General features: G+C 55.6%; 23 protein-coding genes and 2 rRNA genes. 18 read left to right on the plus strand and 7 right to left on the minus strand.

Features of this window, described 5'->3' with window-relative positions:
• The 5 genes from KGZ89_01080 to KGZ89_01100 form a co-directional block, all read left to right on the plus strand.
• Positions 1–187, plus strand: a 23S ribosomal RNA gene (locus KGZ89_01080); the annotation flags it as partial.
• Between the two features lie 105 nt (positions 188–292).
• Positions 293–407: ribosomal RNA gene (gene rrf, locus KGZ89_01085) — 5S ribosomal RNA — on the plus strand.
• Between the two features lie 107 nt (positions 408–514).
• On the plus strand, positions 515–742 hold the full coding sequence (locus tag KGZ89_01090) for a NifU family protein (protein ID MBS3973452.1): 228 nt from the start codon (positions 515–517) through the stop codon (positions 740–742).
• A 108-nt stretch (positions 743–850) separates the two neighbouring features.
• Complete coding sequence (locus KGZ89_01095; protein ID MBS3973453.1) at positions 851–3,136, plus strand: vitamin B12-dependent ribonucleotide reductase; 2,286 nt, start codon at positions 851–853, stop codon at positions 3,134–3,136.
• Between the two features lie 12 nt (positions 3,137–3,148).
• Positions 3,149–3,709 (plus strand): dCTP deaminase, encoded by a 561-nt coding sequence (locus KGZ89_01100; GenBank protein MBS3973454.1) that lies wholly within the window; start codon positions 3,149–3,151, stop codon positions 3,707–3,709.
• A gap of 83 nt (positions 3,710–3,792) precedes the next feature.
• Here KGZ89_01100 and KGZ89_01105 read toward each other — a convergent pair whose 3' ends face one another.
• Complete coding sequence (locus KGZ89_01105; protein MBS3973455.1) at positions 3,793–4,887, minus strand: FAD-dependent monooxygenase; 1,095 nt, start codon at positions 4,885–4,887, stop codon at positions 3,793–3,795.
• A gap of 352 nt (positions 4,888–5,239) precedes the next feature.
• On the opposite strand from KGZ89_01105, the gene KGZ89_01110 reads away from it, so the two are divergent.
• Complete coding sequence (locus tag KGZ89_01110) at positions 5,240–6,094, plus strand: hypothetical protein (GenBank protein MBS3973456.1); 855 nt, start codon at positions 5,240–5,242, stop codon at positions 6,092–6,094.
• On the opposite strand, the gene KGZ89_01115 is transcribed toward KGZ89_01110, so the two are convergent.
• Genes KGZ89_01115 through KGZ89_01125 form a run of 3 tightly spaced genes read right to left on the minus strand, consistent with a single transcriptional unit; the run spans position 6,078 to position 8,401 of the window.
• A complete protein-coding gene (locus tag KGZ89_01115) occupies positions 6,078–7,379 on the minus strand; it encodes a DUF1015 domain-containing protein (GenBank protein ID MBS3973457.1) in 1,302 nt (433 codons plus the stop codon). The genes KGZ89_01110 and KGZ89_01115 overlap by 17 nt on opposite strands.
• Positions 7,380–7,409: 30 nt before the next feature.
• Positions 7,410–7,736: an AzlD domain-containing protein gene (locus tag KGZ89_01120; GenBank protein MBS3973458.1), complete on the minus strand. Its 327-nt coding sequence runs from the start codon at positions 7,734–7,736 to the stop codon at positions 7,410–7,412.
• Positions 7,736–8,401 carry an AzlC family ABC transporter permease gene (locus KGZ89_01125; protein ID MBS3973459.1) on the minus strand — a complete coding sequence of 222 codons (666 nt, stop codon included), beginning with the start codon at positions 8,399–8,401 and terminating at the stop codon, positions 7,736–7,738. The genes KGZ89_01120 and KGZ89_01125 overlap by 1 nt, the downstream gene beginning before the upstream one ends.
• Before the next feature lie 221 nt (positions 8,402–8,622).
• Here KGZ89_01125 and KGZ89_01130 point away from each other — a divergent pair, with 221 nt between their 5' ends.
• Positions 8,623–9,021 carry a hypothetical protein gene (locus KGZ89_01130; GenBank protein MBS3973460.1) on the plus strand — a complete coding sequence of 133 codons (399 nt, stop codon included), beginning with the start codon at positions 8,623–8,625 and terminating at the stop codon, positions 9,019–9,021.
• Here KGZ89_01130 and KGZ89_01135 read toward each other — a convergent pair.
• Positions 9,018–9,641, minus strand: coding sequence for a rhomboid family intramembrane serine protease (locus KGZ89_01135; GenBank protein MBS3973461.1), 624 nt, complete (start codon positions 9,639–9,641; stop codon positions 9,018–9,020). The two genes, KGZ89_01130 and KGZ89_01135, sit on opposite strands and share 4 nt — an antisense overlap.
• A gap of 229 nt (positions 9,642–9,870) precedes the next feature.
• Between KGZ89_01135 and KGZ89_01140 the strand changes: the two genes are divergently transcribed.
• The 10 genes from KGZ89_01140 to ruvB all read left to right on the plus strand — a co-directional run bounded on the left by KGZ89_01140 (position 9,871) and on the right by ruvB (position 18,087).
• Positions 9,871–10,350 (plus strand): LemA family protein, encoded by a 480-nt coding sequence (locus KGZ89_01140; GenBank protein ID MBS3973462.1) that lies wholly within the window; start codon positions 9,871–9,873, stop codon positions 10,348–10,350.
• A gap of 73 nt (positions 10,351–10,423) precedes the next feature.
• Entirely contained in the window at positions 10,424–11,317 is an 894-nt protein-coding gene (locus KGZ89_01145) for a M48 family metallopeptidase (GenBank protein MBS3973463.1), read from the plus strand.
• The gene (locus KGZ89_01150; protein ID MBS3973464.1) at positions 11,318–12,109 is read left to right on the plus strand and encodes a prolipoprotein diacylglyceryl transferase; all 792 of its coding nucleotides are present in this window, start codon (positions 11,318–11,320) and stop codon (positions 12,107–12,109) included.
• 358 nt (positions 12,110–12,467) lie between these two features.
• Positions 12,468–13,505: a DUF3048 domain-containing protein gene (locus KGZ89_01155; protein ID MBS3973465.1), complete on the plus strand. Its 1,038-nt coding sequence runs from the start codon at positions 12,468–12,470 to the stop codon at positions 13,503–13,505.
• A 118-nt stretch (positions 13,506–13,623) separates the two neighbouring features.
• A complete protein-coding gene (gene pdxS, locus KGZ89_01160; protein ID MBS3973466.1) occupies positions 13,624–14,517 on the plus strand; it encodes a pyridoxal 5'-phosphate synthase lyase subunit PdxS in 894 nt (297 codons plus the stop codon).
• Positions 14,507–15,094 carry a pyridoxal 5'-phosphate synthase glutaminase subunit PdxT gene (pdxT, locus tag KGZ89_01165; GenBank protein MBS3973467.1) on the plus strand — a complete coding sequence of 196 codons (588 nt, stop codon included), beginning with the start codon at positions 14,507–14,509 and terminating at the stop codon, positions 15,092–15,094. The genes pdxS and pdxT overlap by 11 nt, the downstream gene beginning before the upstream one ends.
• Before the next feature lie 6 nt (positions 15,095–15,100).
• Complete coding sequence (locus KGZ89_01170) at positions 15,101–15,850, plus strand: YebC/PmpR family DNA-binding transcriptional regulator (GenBank protein ID MBS3973468.1); 750 nt, start codon at positions 15,101–15,103, stop codon at positions 15,848–15,850.
• A 69-nt stretch (positions 15,851–15,919) separates the two neighbouring features.
• Positions 15,920–16,423 (plus strand): crossover junction endodeoxyribonuclease RuvC, encoded by a 504-nt coding sequence (gene ruvC / locus KGZ89_01175; GenBank protein ID MBS3973469.1) that lies wholly within the window; start codon positions 15,920–15,922, stop codon positions 16,421–16,423.
• Entirely contained in the window at positions 16,420–17,016 is a 597-nt protein-coding gene (ruvA, locus tag KGZ89_01180; GenBank protein MBS3973470.1) for a Holliday junction branch migration protein RuvA, read from the plus strand. Before ruvC ends, ruvA begins: the two co-directional genes overlap by 4 nt.
• Positions 17,017–18,087: a Holliday junction branch migration DNA helicase RuvB gene (gene ruvB, locus KGZ89_01185; protein ID MBS3973471.1), complete on the plus strand. Its 1,071-nt coding sequence runs from the start codon at positions 17,017–17,019 to the stop codon at positions 18,085–18,087. It begins immediately after the preceding gene.
• A 15-nt stretch (positions 18,088–18,102) separates the two neighbouring features.
• Here the strand turns inward: ruvB and KGZ89_01190 are convergent, their stop codons facing one another.
• Both KGZ89_01190 and KGZ89_01195 read right to left on the minus strand, forming a co-directional pair.
• Entirely contained in the window at positions 18,103–18,351 is a 249-nt protein-coding gene (locus KGZ89_01190) for a hypothetical protein (protein MBS3973472.1), read from the minus strand.
• Between the two features lie 76 nt (positions 18,352–18,427).
• Positions 18,428–18,775 (minus strand): class II SORL domain-containing protein, encoded by a 348-nt coding sequence (locus KGZ89_01195; protein MBS3973473.1) that lies wholly within the window; start codon positions 18,773–18,775, stop codon positions 18,428–18,430.
• Positions 18,776–18,891: 116 nt separating this feature from the next.
• Between KGZ89_01195 and KGZ89_01200 the strand changes: the two genes are divergently transcribed.
• Positions 18,892–19,476, plus strand: a complete 585-nt coding sequence (locus KGZ89_01200; protein ID MBS3973474.1) for an isochorismatase family protein — start codon at positions 18,892–18,894, stop codon at positions 19,474–19,476.
• Positions 19,477–19,504: the final 28 nt, after the last annotated feature.

Below are 19,504 nucleotides of genomic sequence, written 5' to 3' on the forward strand. Positions count from 1 at the left end.
GCTGGTTAGCTACGTTCGGTTTGGATAACCGCTGAAAGCATCTAAGCGGGAAGCCAATCTCAAGATTAGGTCTCTCACTGGGCTAACCAGGTAAGGCCCCTCGTAGACTACGAGGTTGATAGGCCGCAGGTGTAAGCACAGCAATGTGTTCAGCCGAGCGGTACTAATAGGCCGAGGTCTTGATCTTATTCGAGTGATTATTAAGCGCTATGCGGCTCTCAGGGTGCGATGCACCTATGGGAACGGCTTTGAAAAATAAATATTGTGCGTTCACCGAGAGCCGGTGGATGTGTTCAGTGGTTATGGCGGAGGGGGTATACCCGATCCCATTCCGAACTCGGCAGTCAAGTCCTCCAGCGCCGATGGTACTGCGGTGTAGTCCGTGGGAGAGTAGGACGCCGCTGAACACATCCACCGGCTCTTGTTGTAGTATTTTGTTGTAGATGCACCAACCAAGGGTCTGTCTGCTAGATAGTTGAAGTACGCAATCGTGCGATAGTCAAGGAGGAAACAGATGATCGATTCCGCTCGTGTAGAAAGTGCCCTGGACAAGATCAGGCCTGCCCTACAGGCAGATGGAGGGGATGTTGAGCTCGTTGAAGTTGCCGAGGGCGGAGTTATCAAAGTCCGCTTGACAGGTGCCTGTCACGGTTGCCCCATGTCCCAGCTTACGCTGACCAACGGTGTTGAGCGTGTGTTGAAAGAGGATATTCCTGAGGTATCTCGCGTAGAAGCTGTCTAATTTTCTATTGAATTCAATATGTAGGATGGCGTAGACTAGCAACACACAACATATTGTGTGTTGCTAGTTCAATTTAGGGACATCTGAAAAGAAATGAGAGGGGCGATTATGCCATCCGAAGCCACTCGTAGAGATACTTTATCTCGCGCTATCGACGATTTATTGACCCCTAACTCCCTGAAAGTTCTTCAGAAGCGATACCTCATGAAGGATGATGATGGTAATTGCTCGGAGCGGCCTAGTGACATGTTTTACCGGGTCGCTGCAAACATCGCCAGCGCAGAGTCCCTGTTCGGTGGCGATGACGCCAGAGTCGCCGAGATTACGAACGACTTCTATGAGCTGATGACTTCTTTGGACTTCTTGCCAAACTCTCCCACGTTGATGAATGCTGGTCGTGAGCTTCAGCAGCTTTCGGCGTGTTTTGTGCTTCCTATCGAGGACTCGATGGAGTCGATATTTAGCGCGGTAAGAGATACGGCTCTGATTCACAAGTCGGGCGGAGGAACGGGGTTTTCTTTTTCCAGACTGCGCCCCGGTGGCGATCAGGTGCGCTCTACTCAGGGAGTCAGTAGTGGGCCTGTTTCGTTTATGCGGGTCTTCAATCAGGCCACTGAGGCCGTGAAGCAGGGTGGAACCCGGCGTGGCGCGAATATGGGCGTTTTGAGAATTGACCACCCTGATATTCTTCACTTCATCAAGTGCAAAAGCGATGGGGATTTTACCAACTTCAACATATCTGTGGCCCTTACCGAGCGCTTTATGGAAGCAGTGAAGGCCGGTGAGGCTTACGACCTCGTCAATCCGAGGACTAAGGAGATAGGGGGGCAGCTTGATGCGGGGGAGGTGTATGATCTAATAGTTAGAATGGCATGGGAGACCGGTGATCCTGGCATCATATTCATCGACAGAATGAATAGGGACAACCCGACCCCGGCTGTTGGTGAGATAGAGTCCACAAATCCATGTGGTGAGCAGCCGCTGCTGCCGTACGAGGCGTGCAATCTCGGCAGCATCAACCTATCGCGCTTCGTTGTTTTTCGTGAGGGTGGGGTGGATGTCGATTGGGATCGGCTTGGTGACGTAATCCACCGGGCGATCAGGTTTCTAGACAATGTCATCGAGGTAAACGAGTACCCGCTCGAGAAGATCGGTGAGCTTGCGCGTGCCAACCGGAAGGTTGGCCTCGGCGTGATGGGCTGGGCTGACATGCTCATCAGGATGGGGATTCCCTACGATTCGGATGCAGCGGTGGCTCTCGGCAAGAAGGTCATGGGCTATATCGATGCCGAGGCGAAGTCGGCTTCGCGAAAGCTCGCCGAGGAGCGAGGCGCGTTCCCGAATTTTTCCGGCTCGATCTATGACCGTGAAGGGGTGCCGACGATTCGAAATGCAACGGTTACAACGATCGCGCCTACAGGGACACTCTCGATAATCGCCAATTGCTCGAGTGGAGTCGAGCCCCTATTTGCGGTCTCGTACGTTAGAACGGTCATGGACAACGATCGCTTGATCGAGGTAAACCCGATTTTCGAGGAGGTCAGTGTCAAGCGCGGATTCTATTCTCAGGAGCTGATGTCTCTTATTGCCAATCACGGCTCAGTTCATGGAATCGACGACGTGCCCGTCGACGTGCAGGAGGTTTTCGTCACAGCACATGACATAGCTCCCGAGTGGCATATACGGATGCAATCTGCTTTTCAGGCGCATACCGATAATGCGGTGTCCAAGACTGTCAACTTCTCTCACGACGCGACAGTTGACGATGTCCGGCGCGTGTACGATCTTGCGTATGAGTCCGACGTAAAGGGTGTAACCATATATCGCGATGGCTCCAAGTCTGATCAGGTGCTGTCTACCGGAAAGACATCGCAGGCTTCCAGCTCTCAGGAGGTGGTTGTCCGAGCAGGGGAAATAGAGCCCAGGCCTCGTCCGATTGTGACTCACGGTCGCACCGAAAAGATATTGACGGGGTGCGGCAACCTGTATGTCACCGTGAACTGGGATGAAGAGGGTATGTGCGAGGTCTTCTCGCAAATGGGCAAATCGGGCGGGTGTGCCTCGAGTCAGTCCGAGGCGCTTTCCAGAATGATCTCGGTCTCCTTGCGCGCAGGCGTTGATCCGGAAGCGATACTTAGGCATCTTCGAGGCATAAGGTGTCCCAGCCCCAGCTGGACCGAGGGGGGTAAGGTGCTCTCTTGCGCAGATGCAATCGGCATCGTGATGGAGCATGCAGTAACTTATATGCGAACCGGTGAGGCTGGGCGTGGAGTCTCAAAGTCTACCGAGAAACTCGACTACCACTCGGGGGCTTGTCCCGAATGCGGCGGTTCGTTAGAGCATGAAGGTGGTTGTGATGTCTGTAGGGCTTGCGGTTACAGCAAGTGTGCTTAGGGGCTGGTGAAAATGGTTTTGTCTGATCATACGATCAAGGAACAGTTGCTCGCGGGTCGAATCAGGATTGAGCCGCTCAATCCTTCGGACATACAGCCCTCGAGCGTGGATATTCACCTGGGCGAGAGCTTTCAGGTCTTTCGGAATTCACGCTATCCATACATCGATCCCAGCAGGGAGCAAGTCGGCCTCATGGAGCCTGTTGTGGCTACCGCCGAGGAGCCTTTCGTGCTACACCCTGGTGAGTTCGTGCTTGGAACGACGATCGAGCGCATTGCGTTGCCCGATGATATCGTCGGCCGACTTGAGGGCAAGAGTTCGCTGGGGCGTATAGGGCTGCTTATCCACTCGACAGCAGGCTACGTAGATCCAGGCTGGGAAGGCAGGCTTACCCTGGAGCTATCCAATGTTGCGAACCTGCCGATAGTGCTCATGCCAGGAATGCCGATAGGGCAGATATCGTTTTCCAAGATGACTACTCCGGTAGACCGACCATATGGAACTCCTGGCTTGGGCAGCAAATACCAGGGACAAAGCGATACTGTGCCGAGCAAGATGCACTTGAGCTTTTAGCCAAGGCCGGAGGCAGGGCGGCGCCGCATCATAAGCGGTCCCATGATCCGGCACCCGCTTTCAGGGCGAGCCCAGGGTCAGGCCTATAGGCCCTCGGTAACTTTGCTGACTATTGGGGTTGGCACGAAGCCCGCGATATATTTTCCGGCTCGGGATTCCATGAATGGGAGCCATCCTAGCTTCCGCCGTATGTTTTTGACTATGGGCTCGATCGTTTTGGAGTACTCTAGCAACCTGTCCGCAGGCTTGGACGTAGCTATTGCCCTGCCGGCCAATCTTCCGGAGTTCAGAGCGTATGAGATACCCTCACCGGAAGTGGGTGACATAAAACCACCGGCCTCACCTGCCAAAAGGACGTTGCCTGTGCCTGGCACAATGTCTCTCGATTGACGGATGTGCAGCGCCACGCTCGCCTCTCTAAGCGTGCTTTCGCCAAGCTGTGGAAGTTTCGACCGCAGCATTTCAATGGCTCTGTCTTGCAGGAGGTAGGGTTGTTTAGTTTTGGGATAGTAGACTGACCCCACTATGGCCACTTCACCTTTGGGGACTAGATAGCTGTACGCGAATCCATCAGCCATCTCGCGCATGTATATGCAATCAAAGTAGGGCTCGATCGGGTCGCTCAGTACCAGGAAGTCCTGCAGGGTGACGTAGGTTGCAACGTTTTCGACGCCAAGTTTGCGCCTGACTGCCGAGCGAGCACCATCAGCACCGACAAGGGTTCGACAGCGTATCTGGCTGATGTGTCCGTCACCACTTTTTATTTCAGCGGTAACGCCCGACGCATCTTGGGTGAAGTCGATTAGAGAGGTCGATCCCATAAGTTCGACGTTGTCCGGCAGCAACGTGGTCATCCAGTGATCCCATTGGGCCCTGTCAACATTTTGGAACCTCAGCTTCGTGGGCTTTTTGATTTTGCGATCCCAGTCCCAGTAGCGAAAATTCACGTACGCCGGCTCAAGCTCAAGTTCTTTAGGAACAGGTGAGATTTCGTTTAGGAATTTTTGCGAGTATTCATTTATCATCCCGCCGCAGCTTTTGTTTCTCGGCAGCGAAGATGAGTCGATCAGTAGTACTCGCCCGGCTTTGGACGCCTCCAGGGCTGCCACAATACCTGCTGGGCCAGCACCGGCTACAATGGTTTCAAACTCGGCAGAAAGCGAGAGCTTAGTGGTCATCCAACACCTCCGGGCAGACATCAGGTCGCATCATGGGATGCGGTTTCTGTCTGCTAGTGAGATCAGATGCCGGACCGCAAAGCCCGTAGACAACCGAAACATAGTATCATTTCCGCTATCCGGTGAACCACAATGGAGGTTACGCGATTATGGCAAAGTGCTGGGAACAAAGGGGTTGTGATGAGGAGATGCAAGCGAGCTGTCCTCACGCAAACGAACTAAACGATAACTGTCCTACCAAATGTGCTTTTGCGACATGCGAGCGCAGTCAGCATGAGTTAACGACAGATCCGGCCTTGGTTTTCGATCCAGATGCCGACAGGAGTGCGGCAATAATGGATAACTGCACCTTTTGCGCCTTCTTCTTGAAGCATGGGCCGCGTGTCATTCGGTGATCGCTGCTGCTAGAGAGGAGACGCGCGCGGCGGTCTTCGATGAACTCATTCGGTTTGGTCTCGAGCTTGAATCTCAAAGTGCGGCGCAGGTCGGTGAAGGCTTTAGTGGCAGGCCGGAGGCGGATGCGTTTTTAGAGAGCGATCCGAATGCGTTTCTTCTCGGAGTGCTTTTTACCCAGGGCATACCTGCCGAACGTGCCTGGGCTGGGCCATGGGAGCTGAAGCGCCGACTCGGGCACCTTGACCTTTCTAAGCTGGCTAGCGATCTTGAGGCCGTCCAAGAGGCTGTGCAGCGCCCACCTATGCTACACAGGTTCAAAAACACGTTGCCCAGGTGGATATCGAGTGCCGCCAAGCGCCTTCTCGCCGAGTGGGATGGTGATGCCGCCCTGATATGGGCACCCGGGACTCACGTCGCCGATGTCACCGAGCGGCTTTCCGCATTTGAGGGTATCGGCAGAAAGAAGGCGGTGATGGCGGTTCAGATTTTGCTGCGTCACTTTCATGTCGCCCTTGCTGGTCGCGAGGCCGGCAGGGTGGCTTACGATGTGCAGACGCGCAGGGTCTTTTTGCGCTCCGGCCTCGTTGAGGTGGATTCTGTCGATTCTATCGAGGCTGCCGCAATCGAGGGCTATGCGCCTGCTCCAGGCATTCTCGATCTGCCGGCTTGGCTGATTGGCCGTCAAACATGCAGGCCGGCATTGCCAAAGTGCGATGAGTGCAGGCTGGGGAAGGTGTGTCCCCGCCGAACCTGGCTTAACCCTGAGGGAGTCGGTTTGCGGCGGGGGAAAGAGCCTACTCGGCTGATCTGAACACCAGGCCAGATGGAAGCTTGGGATAGAAGTATGTGGATTTTTGAGGCATTACATCTCCCGCTAGGGAGACTGCCTTCATTTGGCTCATTTTCGTGGCCCGCATGATGAACACGGCATCATGACTCTCTGCCATTTCGAGCGTTTCTCTTTCATCTTTTGAGAAATTCAGCCGGTTTAGCGACTCTGGCTCGTCTGGGTGGATGTTGAACAGCTTTCGCAAGACGAGCTCTTGCAGCACGGTCACATCCAGCTCCTTCCAGGCTTGTGATCCACCGGTAATCACACTGGAGAGATCGACCGATTCGCGCAGAACAGCCAGTTTAGACGCATCGTCAGACGCCGTCTTTACGAGAAACGCCGGGCGATCGATTTCGGAAAGTCGCCACCAGGGTTCGCTGCCGAAATCATCCGTATCGCTCACCTCGAAGTACTCGGACAGCCCGGAGTAGAAGAGCTCGGCCGAGAAGCTATCGAGGGCGTCGGCGATGCGATGGGTGGGTAGCACTACGAGCTCAGAGTCGTCCATGTCGACTAGCGCCATCAGCACATAGTCGTAGGCCGGATCCTGAGAGGTCACGTCGCTGGCAGCCGCGGCTTTGCGCATGGCGTTTCGGTGCGCGAGTGCGACCGTATACCGGTGGTGTCCGTCAGCGATGAAGATGTTCTTATCGGCAAGGATGGAGGCGAGCGCTTGAACTGTCTCGGGATCGGTCAAGGACCAGACCCTGCTCAAGACCCCGTCTGCGTCAGTCGCGGTCATAATGGGCTCAGCTGTCATGGCGGAGTCGAATATAGCTCCGGTGAGGCGCAAAGGGTCGGGGTACAAGCCAAAAACTGCCGAGAAATTCGCAGATGTGGCCTCCAGGAGCGCGTATCGGTCACCTAACGCTTTGGGTAATGTGCGCTCGTGAGGCAACACGACTCCTTCTTCGAAATCGTGCAGCTTTACCTCGGCGATAAACGCCTTGCGCCTGATCTGTTTTTCACCGACCGACCATGATTGCTCAAGCACGTAGATAGCCGGAGTGCCGTCTTGCTCTAGCGTTCCGTCGCCCATCCACTGTTTCCACCTATTAGCTCCGGTCTCGTAGCGATTTCCCGGAGTTGCCGGATCCAGCTCTCCTTCGGGAAGCTCAAGGGCAACGGCGTTTACCGGGGATTGCGCCAGCAAGGACTCTCTTTGAGATGGCGAAATGACATCATAGGGCGGCGCCGTCAAGGACGAAATGTCCTTGCTGTGGTGCGAGTATCTCCATGCGCGAAACGGGCGCACAGTAGCCATGTTCCCATCCTTTCATTCCAGTACGGCAGCTTAGCTGAGTAAAGACCTAAGTACTACGAAAGCGACTATACCCGCAATAGTTGCTCCAAGGAAACTGCTTGTGAATCGATAGGTTATACCGGTTATCAGAGCGGCCCAAAGATACGGGCTTGTCAGGGGGTCAACAAAGCGTCCTTGCGGCCTGAAGACTTCCAGCGCCACAAGAGAGCCCATCACAGCGGCAGGCACGAAAGAAAGCCAGCGTAAAATGGGCTTAGGCAGGGTCATGCGGGAGATCAAGGCGATTGGCGGGAAGCGAACAAGGTAGTTCAACACGGCCATGCCGATTATGACAGCCCAGATGTAGGAGTCCTCCATCACTGCCACCTCTCGTCTGGGTAGAGTAGAGCCCCTATTGTTGCTGCCGCCATTGAGGACACTATGATGTAGAGTGCGCTTGGCACCTCGATGCCCACAAATGAAAGCGCCGGCATTCCAATAGCTAGCGCGCCTGCCACACACCCGATTATCAGGTGCCGATAGTTTTGGGCTAAAGCAACAAAGAGTGCCGAAAACATGGCGGGCATCGCAAATTCCACACCCCAGCGTGAGGGATCGCCGATAAGACCACCCATGCTGGCTCCTAGGGCGGTTCCAACTACCCAGCCGCACCATGCGATGACCCCGACGCCGGCCATGGACGACGCGGTGGATAGTCCGCCTTGGCGGTCATTGATGTTGACGGCGAACGTCTCGTCGGTCAGAGTAAAGGCCAAGGCCGCCTGCTTTGGCAAGGTGAGCCGACGAAGATGCGGTGAGAGCGTCGCTGCAAAGAGAACGTATCGCAGGTTTACTACGGTAGTCGCCGCGAGCACCGCCAAAAGGCTTTCTCCCGCTCGCATCTGCGCTAAGGCGATAAACTGTCCTGCTCCGGCGAGTGCTGTAGCCGAACAGATCACAGCCTGAAGTGTCGAGAATCCGATACTTGTGGCTACGATTCCGAAAGCTGCTCCAACCGGTACGTATCCCAGAAAGATCGGCATCCCCAGTTTGGCGCCGCGAAGGAAGTGGTCGAGGCGCCACTGCCAGCGGGAAGTGTTTGTCCGGGATCGATCAAGCATTCGCGAATGATATCACGCCGCCAGCCGGAAAAGGGATAACATGAGTTGCGGCAATCTTTGCAGGGTTCTTGCTATAGGGTGAGAATCACTCGGCAAAGAGGTACAATATAAGTAGGCGCTTATCGCGCTAGGAGGCGAGAGCGATGGAGTTTGTTATAAGTTGCCCGGTCGATGGCCACGTAGAGGTGTCGCTCGAGGACATAGACACCGTTGTTCTCAGGGAGCCTGAGCAGGCCGAGGTTATCTTTTCCTGCCCCGAGTGCGGCACTAGAATCTCTGTGGCAGTTCGCATACCCAACTTTCTCATGACAGCCATTGAGACAATGGCCAGAGACAACGACTCTTTCGTCGCTCCGCTTGCCAGCCTGGTTGCGCTTGCAGCCGAAGCCGATGCTCGGCAGCGTGCCAGCAATGGCGTTCGCATATCAAGCACCTCCGAGATCGACCAGGAGGACGACAAGCGCATCGATGCTTACTGTGAGTACTTCCGTCGGCAGCTTTCAGAGATCGACTGTGTCGGCGATATGCTCAGGGAGTTTTAGCTAATCCTCCCGCCAACCCGCCGAGGTAATACCGCTACTGCCCCCAAGGCGAATCCGCCCAGATGCGCCCACCACGCTACATCGGCAGGCACGCCCAAAGAGCCAAGCCCCTGCGCCAGTTGGAGCAAAAACCACATCCCGATCACGAAGATCGCCGGAAGGGTTGCCAGCTCGATGATGAAGAAGATGGGTATGGCCGTTATGACCTTTGCCTTGGGGTGAAGAACAAGAAACGCGCCGAGCAGTCCCGAGATGGCCCCGCTGGCGCCCAGAACGGGCACGCCTGAATCCGGATAGATAAATCCATGCACTAGCGCCCCGGCAGCTCCGCAAATCAGATACAGGAGCAGAAAACGTAGTTTGCCAAGTTGATTTTCGATGGTGCCTCCAAATACCCACAGATAGAGCATGTTGCCACCTAAGTGAAGCCACCCTCCGTGGAGAAACATCGCGGAGAAAAGCGAGATCAGGCTCTGCGGATCCCAGCGCATATCGAAAAGGAGATCAGGCGTGAAGGCGTACGTTGCGACAAGCGCAAGTAGCTGCTCGGTATTGAGCGTAAGCTGATAGACGAACGCCCCAACGTTGAGCGTGACCAGAAGAATGGTAAGGTATGGCACTCTTCGTGCTCGGGTATCAACATAAATGGGTATCATATAGCTCAGTTTCTGCTACTGTCTTCGGGGCAGGGCAATGCTTTAGCTTAGTGTCTGTTTTTTCTGGCGTAAATGCGCCGGTTATTAGGGAAGAGGTGATTTAGCTGTGGCAGCTTCGATAACGGGAATACTCCTGGGGCTTGTCGGGCTACTGCTGTTTTTAGCCGTAGGCGTTATATTTTTATACAACCGAATGCTTGTGCTTCGCAACCGCGTTGACAATGCCTGGGCGCAGATAGGTGTTCAGCTCAAGCGCCGCTATGATTTGATCCCGAACCTGGTTCAGACGGTCAAAGGATATGCGGCTCATGAGCAAAGTACCTTTGAGCAGGTGGTAAAGGCGCGCCAGATCGCGATGGGTGCCTCGGCCATCAAGGAGCAGGGTGAAGCCGAGAATATGTTGAGCTCCACACTGAAGTCATTGTTTGCGGTCGCCGAGGCTTATCCTGAGCTAAAAGCGAACGAGAATTTTATGATGCTCCAGGAAGAGCTGGCCGGAACTGAATCCAAGATTGCCTACGCGCGGCAGTTCTACAACGACTCGGTTCTGAGTTACAACAACGGTATCCAAATGTTTCCGGCAAACTTGCTGGCCGGTATATTTTCCTTTACGCCTCGCGAGTCGTTTGAGGTAGAGGAGTCTGTGAAAGAAGCTCCACAGGTTAGCTTCTAGATGTTAGGCGAGGGCTTCCTTCCGAGCAAAGCGATGTGTATTTCTGGAATTATTTGGCCAGGAGAGCCCAAGAATGCATGACCAGATTTCATCAAACAAGTTCAAGAGCTTTGCCCTGGTGGTGCTATTTATCGCGCTTGTCTTTGGTGCCGCCTGGGCATTTAGCTATTCATTGAACCTAGGCCCGGAGGGGCTGATTTTGGCTTTGGGCTTCGCTTTTGTCTCTACATGGGGCTCCTACTGGTATTCGGATCGAATAGTTCTTGCGATAAGCCGCGCGCGGCCGGTGGACAAGACGAAGGAGCCGTACCTCGTCAATCTGGTTGAGGGACTTTCGATCGCCGCCGGCATGCCGCAGCCAAGAGCATACGTTATCGATGACCCTTCACCGAATGCGTTTGCGACCGGTCGCAACCCTCAAAATGCGGCAATTGCAGTCACCACGGGCTTGATTGAAAAGCTAGATCGCCTCGAGCTTGAGGGCGTCGTCGCCCATGAGCTGGCGCACATCAAGAATTACGACACTCTTGTCCAGACACTTGCCGCCGTGATGGCGGGTACGATAGTCCTGATGTCTGACTGGATGGTCAGGACCTGGCTTTGGTCTGGCCGAGGAAGGGGAGGTCAGGGAGGGGGCGGACCGCAGGCGATATTGGCGATCATTGCGCTGTTGCTGTTGGTGCTGTCACCGATTTTTGCTGCGATTATCCAGATGGCCATCTCTAGGCAAAGAGAGTACCTAGCCGATGCCAAAGGCGCACTACTGACGCGATATCCCGATGGACTCGCCTCTGCGTTGCGTAAGATATCGGCCGACCCGAATCGCCTGGCAGTGGCAAACAAGGCAACGGAGTCACTCTACATATACAACCCGCTGAAAAACTACAGGAAGGGGGGTGGCTTGAACGCCCTGTTCAACACTCACCCTCCTGTGGAAGAGCGAATTCGCAGACTTGAGGCGATGTAATTGGCCGAACTCATCTTTCCCGATATCAACCCGATACTCTTTGGCATTGGGCCCTTCGAGGTGCGCTGGTACGGCATCTCTTATGTCGCCGGATTCTTAGCCGCAGGCCTCATCCTGTCTCGGCTGAATCGGCGATGGAAGGTGGGGCTCTCAGGCGACGATGTTCTGACGATTGTTCTGTACTGTGTCGTCGGCGTGCTTTTGGGCAGCCGGATTGGATGGGTGCTGATCTACGGAGGAGGCGAGTATCTTGCTGATCCCTTACGCATCCTGGCCGCGTGGGAGGGCGGAATGTCGTGGCACGGCGGCTTCGTCGGCATTCTTCTCGCCGGGGTACTGCTTTCACGGCGTCTCGGCGTGCCCTTTACGACTCTGGCGGATATGGCCGCGATTGGCGCGCCGATAGGGCTGTTCTTCGGCCGGGTCGCCAACTTCATAAACGGGGAGCTTTGGGGACGCGTCAGCGATGTTCCATGGGCGATGGTTTTTCCGGCCGCCGGCCCACTTCCGAGACATCCATCTCAGCTTTACGAGGCACTGCTACAGGGTGTGGTGATGTTCACGGTGCTATACTTGCTCTCCCGCCGCCGCAGGCCTCCGGGCTTTTATCTTGGGGCCTTCATGTTGATGTACGGCGCATTCCGGGCTTTTGCCGAAGTATTTCGCGAGCCGGACGCGCACCTGGGATTCGTGCTTGGTCCTTTGACCATGGGGCAAGTGCTGAGCATCCCTTTGGTCGTCGCGGGGATATATGTTCTGTGGCGCTCTTTACGCCGAGAAAAACCGGCTTAGATGAGTGCTGCCTACTCGCAGATAGTATCGGCAGGTTTCCAGCACGGTGATTCCCGGTTCAGGCAGTGGACCGTTTCACTCGCGCTAAGTGCCTGCGGAGGCGTACACTGGGTGCAATAGCACTTCGGAAAAGCCCCTACAAGATCCTTGAGATTGGGATCGCTGTAAGGGTCGGGATCGGGCTGCTCTAAGATGTGTAATAGATAACAAGGCATAAACAGTTTCTACCTTTACGCAGGTTCGTCGGCTAAAAGACTAGCGTGACCGGAGTGATTCGACAAGCGATTGTGTTGTATCTGTGAGATTTGACCTGAAGTTTTGTGCGGTCGTATGCTTAGGTCAGGCACTTGGAGGAAGTATGCGAAATACAATTTATAAGAAGATGATGCTCGTCTCCTTGACCGTCATTGCGCTTGCGATGACGGGCTGTTTTGGGCAGCAACAAGCGGAAGTGACATCGCCTTGGCCAGTGGCAGAGGCGGAACGCACAATAGACAAGCCCCCGCCACCGCCGATATGGCCGTTGACCGGGTTGGGCGCGCCGGACTCGGAGGTCGTAGTAAATCGGCGGGTAGTCTCGGTGAAGATCGACAACGCTCCCGTCGCCAGGCCACAGTCAGGGCTGCAATCGGCTGATGTTGTTTATGAGTCCATTACCGAAGGCGGGATCACGCGCTTCAACTGCTTGTTTCACTCTGAGGTTCCATCGACGGTCGGTCCGGTAAGAAGTGCGCGGCTTTCCGACATCAAGATGGTTCCGCAATACCAGCCGCTCTTTGTGTTTTCGGGTGCAAGTGGCAGGGTCAATGCCGCGGTAAGGTCAGCGGGCTTGCAGAACCTCTCGCAGGACGCCGGCGTGAGCAGGGGATACTCCCGATCCAGAGCGCGAAGGGCGCCGCACAACTTGTATGTGGACTTGATTAAGATTCGCGAGGAGGGAGTCAACAGGGGCTATCCTGCGCAACAGGAGCTAAAAAGGCTCGCCTTCGATGGGAGCTCTCCTACAACCGGCGCCCCTGCTGCGGCGATCAGCATTCCTTTCTCTCGGGCGAACCGGGTCGACTGGACTTACGATGCAAGCCGTGCGGTTTATCTGAGATCCAACAACGGGGCTGTTCATCTCGACGCCTTGACGGGAGAGCAGTTGAGTGCTCGAAATGTTGTCGTAATGTGGGCGCAGGTTGTCCCCGCAACGGCCGGGACTTATGACATTCAGCTTGTTGGAAGCAACAGGGTAAGTGTTTTCAGAGATGGCATCAGGATCGATGGGACGTGGCAAGCCAGTGCTGATCAGCCCCCATCTTTTGTCGCTGCCGATGGCTCGGCGATAAGGCTGGCCCCAGGCAACACGTGGTTTCAGGTGATAGGAACCGATGTCAATATCGTGATTCGATAACTCTAGGCAAGAGTTGATCGGTGGCGCTTGTTGATAGATTCCCCCGCCGTTACAATGCTATGCCTGCACAGTCACCGAGTGGGCAGGTTTATTTAGCGCCGGAATCGAGAGGGTCAAGATGGACAACAATGAATTGACCGGTACGCTTCGTGTCAAGACGGGTCTTGCCGAGATGCTCAAGGGCGGCGTCATCATGGATGTCGTCAATGCCGAGCAAGCCAGAATCGCCGAAGACGCTGGAGCGGTTGCGGTAATGGCGCTCGAAAGGGTTCCCGCCGATATTCGTGCGGCCGGTGGTGTTGCGCGTATGGCCGATCCGACAATTGTCGAAGAGATAGTTGCTACCGTTTCCATTCCGGTTATGGCCAAGTGCCGCATCGGCCACTTCGTTGAGGCTCAGGTGCTTCAGTCGCTGGGAGTGGACTTCATCGATGAGTCCGAGGTGCTGACTCCCGCTGATGACAGATACCATGTGGACAAGCAAGCTTTCACTGTGCCGTTTGTTTGCGGCGCGAAGGATCTTGGAGAGGCATTGCGCCGTATCTCCGAGGGTGCGGCCATGATCCGGACAAAAGGGGAGCCCGGAACCGGCAACATAATCGAGGCGGTTCGGCATATGAGAACGATGACCGACGGGATCGCATACCTGATGGGCCTGCGCAAGGAGCAGCTCTACGATGCCGCCAAACAGCTCGGCGCATCGGTTGATCTGGTACGTTGGGTCGCCGAGCACAAAAAACTCCCCGTGGTCAACTTCTCGGCGGGTGGTATCGCGACCCCGGCTGACGCCGCCCTGATGATGCAACTGGGCTGTGACGGAGTCTTTGTCGGCAGCGGGATTTTCAAGAGCGGAGATCCCTCCAAGCGGGCAAAGGCCATAGTCGAGGCCACTACACACTTTGAAGACGCCGATCTCATCGCCAGGGTTTCAAGAGACCTGGGAGAGGCCATGGTCGGCATCAATATCTCCGATATTCCTGAAGCCGAGAGAATGCAAGAGCGTGGCTGGTAGACCTCGCGTAGGAGTACTTGCCCTGCAAGGAGCGTTCAGAGAGCATATAACGATGCTGGAGGCACTGGGCGCCGAGGCCACTCCCATCCGGCTTCCCGATCAGCTTGTCGGTCTTGCGGGTCTTGTCATCCCCGGTGGCGAGTCCACGGCGATTTCCAAGTTGATGGATTCATATGGGTTTTTCGAGGCGACAGTGCAGCACCATCTTGGCGAAATCGCTATTTGGGGTACGTGCGCCGGTACCATATTGGTTGCCAGGGATGTTCTTGATGCCACAGAAGGCCAGCGCACTTTGGGCCTTATGGATGTCTCGGTAAGGCGTAACGCCTTCGGTCGTCAAGTGGACTCGTTCGAGGCCGATCTGCACATCCGCGCCGGTATCGGAAGATATCGCGGAGTTTTTATTCGGGCTCCCTGGATTGAAAGCGTCGGAAAGGGCGTGGAGATTCTCGCCGAGCACTCCGGGCATATAGTAGCTGCAAGGCAAGGCAGAATGCTTGCGACAGTCTTTCATCCGGAGCTCACTGGTGATACCAGGGTGCACAGGTATTTCCTTGAGCAAGTGGTCGGGAGCTGACGGGGAGTGGCCGGTCACTCAAAGTGGGCGACTACCAAGCACAGGAAGGCCGCCCAGGACAAAAAACGAGCCGCGCTCTTTAGTAAGCTGGCTCGAAATATTTATGTGGCGGCAAAAAGCGGCGGTGATCCTAGTCCGGAGAACAACGCATCTCTTGCTGCCGCAATAGCCAAGGCCAAGAGCTACTCGCTTCCCAAAGACAAGATCGAATCCGCCATCGCGAAGGCATTTAGCTCTTCGGAAGGCGTTGACTTCGAGGAGGTCATCTACGAGGGGTATGGCCCGGCGGGCGTGCCGATCTACGTCGAGGCGCTTACAGACAATAGAAATCGCACGGCCGCAGATATTCGCAGGATCTTTTCGCGCTCCGGGGGAAACCTTGGCTCGAGCGGGTCGGTTGCGTTTCAGTTCGATCGGAAGGGTCAAATAGCTGTCGACCAGACGGGTTTTACCGAGGACGACATGCTCTTGCTGGTGGCCGAAGCTGGTGGACAAGATTTGATGCCGGGAGAGGATCAGTGGCTGGTCATGACCGAGGCTGTCGATCTTGCCCCCGTTAAGCGGTCGCTGGAGGAGCAGGGCGTTGCCGTTATCGGCGCCGAGCTGGTCATGGAGCCGGTAACTGAGGTCGCTCTCGATATCGCTGATGTAATCAAAGTATTGCGACTGGTAGACGCCTTGGAAGAGCTGGACGATGTACAAAACGTATTTCATGCCATGGAGCTGACAGACGAGATCGCCGCAGCGCTTGAGTGAATCGGCGGTAGCGCCCGGCGATCTTCAGTGATACCCTGAACGTATGTTCGATTTTCGAAGGGTCATAACATGCGATCGGTGATCGTGGGCATAGATCCTGGATTGGCCAACACCGGCTGGGGTGTAGTAGAGGTCCGGGGTTCTCGGCTACGTTGCCTGGCATACGGATGCGTAACCACCGACAGCCAAACTCCGCTTGCAGAGCGACTCACCGCAATACATGAGGAGCTTTTAGCCGTGGTGAGCCGTTACTCTCCGAGTGAAGCAGCGGTTGAAAACGTGTATTTCGGCGCCAACGCCAAGTCAGCGTTTGCGACAGGGCAGGCCAGGGGTGTTGCGATTCTTGCGCTTGCCAATGCGGGAGGGCTCCTCGGCGAATACAGTCCTGCTCAGATCAAGCACGCGGTAGTTGGCGAAGGAGCCGCCGATAAGTGCCAGGTGGCATATATGGTCAAGGAGATTTTGGGGCTTGACGCCGTGCCTCATCCGGACCACGCCGCCGACGCGCTTGCTGTTGCAATCTGCCATTCGAGTGCCTGCAGGTCGCTGGCGTATGGGCAGGTGGCGATTTGATAGCCTTTCTTGTAGGGCGGATTATTGAGAAGTCCTCGGTGCATGTGGTGTTGGACGTTGGCGGGGTCGGGTATCGATTGATGATGCCGACTACGTCTATTGAGGCTATGTCGCCGCTCGACCACGAGGCGCGTCTTCACACATACCTTCACTTGCGGGCCGAAGAGATCAGTCTTTTTGGTTTTGTTAGCGCTCAGGAAAAGATGTTGTTTGAGAAGCTCATAGGGGTAAGTGGCGTTGGGCCCAAGGTTGCCCTGTCGGTGCTGTCGTCGTTTAGCTTCGACATGTTGGTCGGAGCCATTATGGACGGTGATGTAGGGCTTATTGCCACAACACCTGGTGTCGGCAAGAAGACCGCTCAGCGAATCATCATCGACCTGAAGGATTCGCTTGAAGCCCTGGGCTTTCATGCCACCTCCTCCGCGCTATCGGCAAGCGCGGGCAGTGCGGCCGCCGAGGTTCGCGAGGCGCTTTGCGCGATGGGCTTTACGCCCTCCGAGTCCACAGCGGCCATGAGGCCGTTTTCGGGGGATACCGGCGACTCTAAGGCTTGGGTGCAAGACGCCCTACGAAGATTGGGTGGGGGAGTTTAGATGGGCACCGTCTGGGAAGCCAGTGATGCGGATCAACCGTCTTCGGACAACCCGGAGAGGTTGGTCTCGGCAGTTCTGACAAGCGATGATGTCGAGGCCGAAGTCGACCTGAGACCTAAAACCCTCGGGGAGTGCATGGGTCAAGCTCGGGTCAAAGATAACCTCGGCGTGTTGATAGAAGCAGCGATGGTCCGTGACGACCCGCTCGATCACCTTCTGCTCTCTGGACCTCCGGGACTCGGGAAGACTACGCTTGCCTCGGTAATCGCCAATGAGCTTGGCGTCAGACTTCGAGCGACCAGTGGCCCTGCCATCCAGAGGGCAGGCGATCTGGCTGCGATACTTACGAACCTTGAGGAAAGAGACGTTCTCTTCATCGATGAGATACATCGCCTGAGTCGGCCGGTCGAAGAGGTCCTCTACCTGGCGATGGAAGACTTCGTGATCGATATCGTGATCGGGAAGGGCCCTGCTGCAAGGAGTCTGAGGCTCGACGTACCGCGATTCACCCTTATTGGCGCGACAACCCGCGCTGGTCTGTTGACAACCCCCCTGCGCGACCGTTTTGGCGCGGCGTTTCGCCTGAACTACTACTCCGCCGAGGAGCTCGAGTCGATAATCCGGCGGTCAGCGGAGATACTCGGCATCTCGATAGATAGCGGAGGTACTGCCGAGATCGCGAGACGTTCGCGTGGAACTCCTCGGCTGGCCAATCGACTGCTCAAGAGGGTTCGGGATTACGCGCAGGTAAGACGTGATGGAGTTGCGAATGAGGACGTGGCAGCCGAGGCGTTGGCGTTTTTTGAGGTGGATCACCTCGGGCTTGATCGCATGGACGTTACGATCCTTGAGACCTTGATTCATCGTTTTGACGGCCGTCCGGTGGGGCTAAATACGCTTTCTGCTGCCATTGGCGAGGAGGCGGACACGGTGGAAGATGTTTACGAGCCGTTCCTGATTCAGCTCGGCTTTCTCATGCGAACGCAGAGAGGTAGGCAGGCTACCTCTCGAGCGTATGAGCATCTCGGAGTTAGCCCGCCCGAGAAGAGCGGACAGCCCGAGCTGTTTTAGTCCGGGCAGGCGGTGTCACACACGGCTTTCGGTTTTTGCCACCATTGCCATCGCCTTGTTGCGGGTGTGCAGGAGCATATAGTGATATAGCCAGCGCGCCAGCTTGTCGGGGTGCTTGCCGATCAGCCCGAATCGGATCAGCGTGCAGCTCGAAAGCGGGAAAGCCGGGTCGGCATATGTTTCATTCCAGTAGACGCAACTTTCCCGATCGCACTCGGGCGTCGACCGCATCATCGTTTTTAGATCGCAGCGCATTTTGCTCACCGTTTCTGGACTCCTTCAACAATGATATCGGCCCAACGGTGATTCGGTTTTTAGGGGTATCTGACAGGCGGTTATATTAAATGGTTAAATCTGCGGCCCACAGCCCATGGAGATTACAGTACTCGATTGCGCGAATTGAAGTGCCGGCACTCAGTCGCGCGGAAACAGATACCTGCGGCTCGGTGGCAACCGGAGAGAGGTCGAACCTGGCTATAGTGTTGCCGTCGGCCTGAACCTCGATCCACTGGATGAAGTGGTCTGGCTGGTTTGGGTGTGGAACATAGTGGCCCACACTTACCGATATCTTTACCAGATCACCCTCGGCCTGTACTGAAACAAATGGTGTGTGCTTCTTTTCAAAGTCACTGGCGGAGTCAATGTCGGCGATTTGATTCATTGGTGACAGGATAGGTGCGTCGTTCATGTGTAATTCCTTTCTCCAAGAGGTGCGGCTGAATGATCGTTCTACAAATCCGTTATACCCAAACCCGTGGATTATCGTAGAATCTCATAACCATCACGCATCGGATAGGAATGAAAATGTCTGCTCCGCAAGAGACACTGATCGATCGCTCGGATATGGTGCTGGTTCTTATCGACTTCCAGGAACGCCTTGTCGCCGCTGTGCCAGAAAGCGAATCGGCTCTTGACGCAGCCTCGCGCTTGCTCAGAGGCGCTGTTTTGGTCGGTGCGCCAGTGCTGGTAACAAGGCAGTACCCGCGAGGGCTTGGACCGACAGAGCCTCGCCTTGAGGAGCTGTTGATCGATCTTGCCGATGATGGCGCACGCGTGACAGGAGTCGACAAGACAGACTTTTGCTGTATGTCGGAGGCGACTTTCGTTGAGGCACTGGAGAGCACTGGACGTCGCCAGGTGGTGATGGCAGGTCTCGAGACCCACATATGCGTCACGCAAACCGCGCTCGCGATGGCTGGCCGCGGCTATCAGGTTCAGGTAGTCGCAGACGCTTGTTCTTCAAGAGACAGCCAGGCGCACAAGATTGCGCTGGACCGGCTTCGCGCGACTAATGTAATCGTGACACACTCGGAATCCGTTCTTTATGAGGCCGTCGGCAAGGCCGACACCAACGAATTCAAGTCATTACTCGCCATCATCAAGGGTTAACGGGGCCAGCAGCCTGTTCGTTTTCCGC

This window comes from Actinomycetota bacterium, from assembly GCA_018334075.1.
Lineage (GTDB): Bacteria > Actinomycetota > Coriobacteriia > Anaerosomatales > UBA912 > JAGXSC01.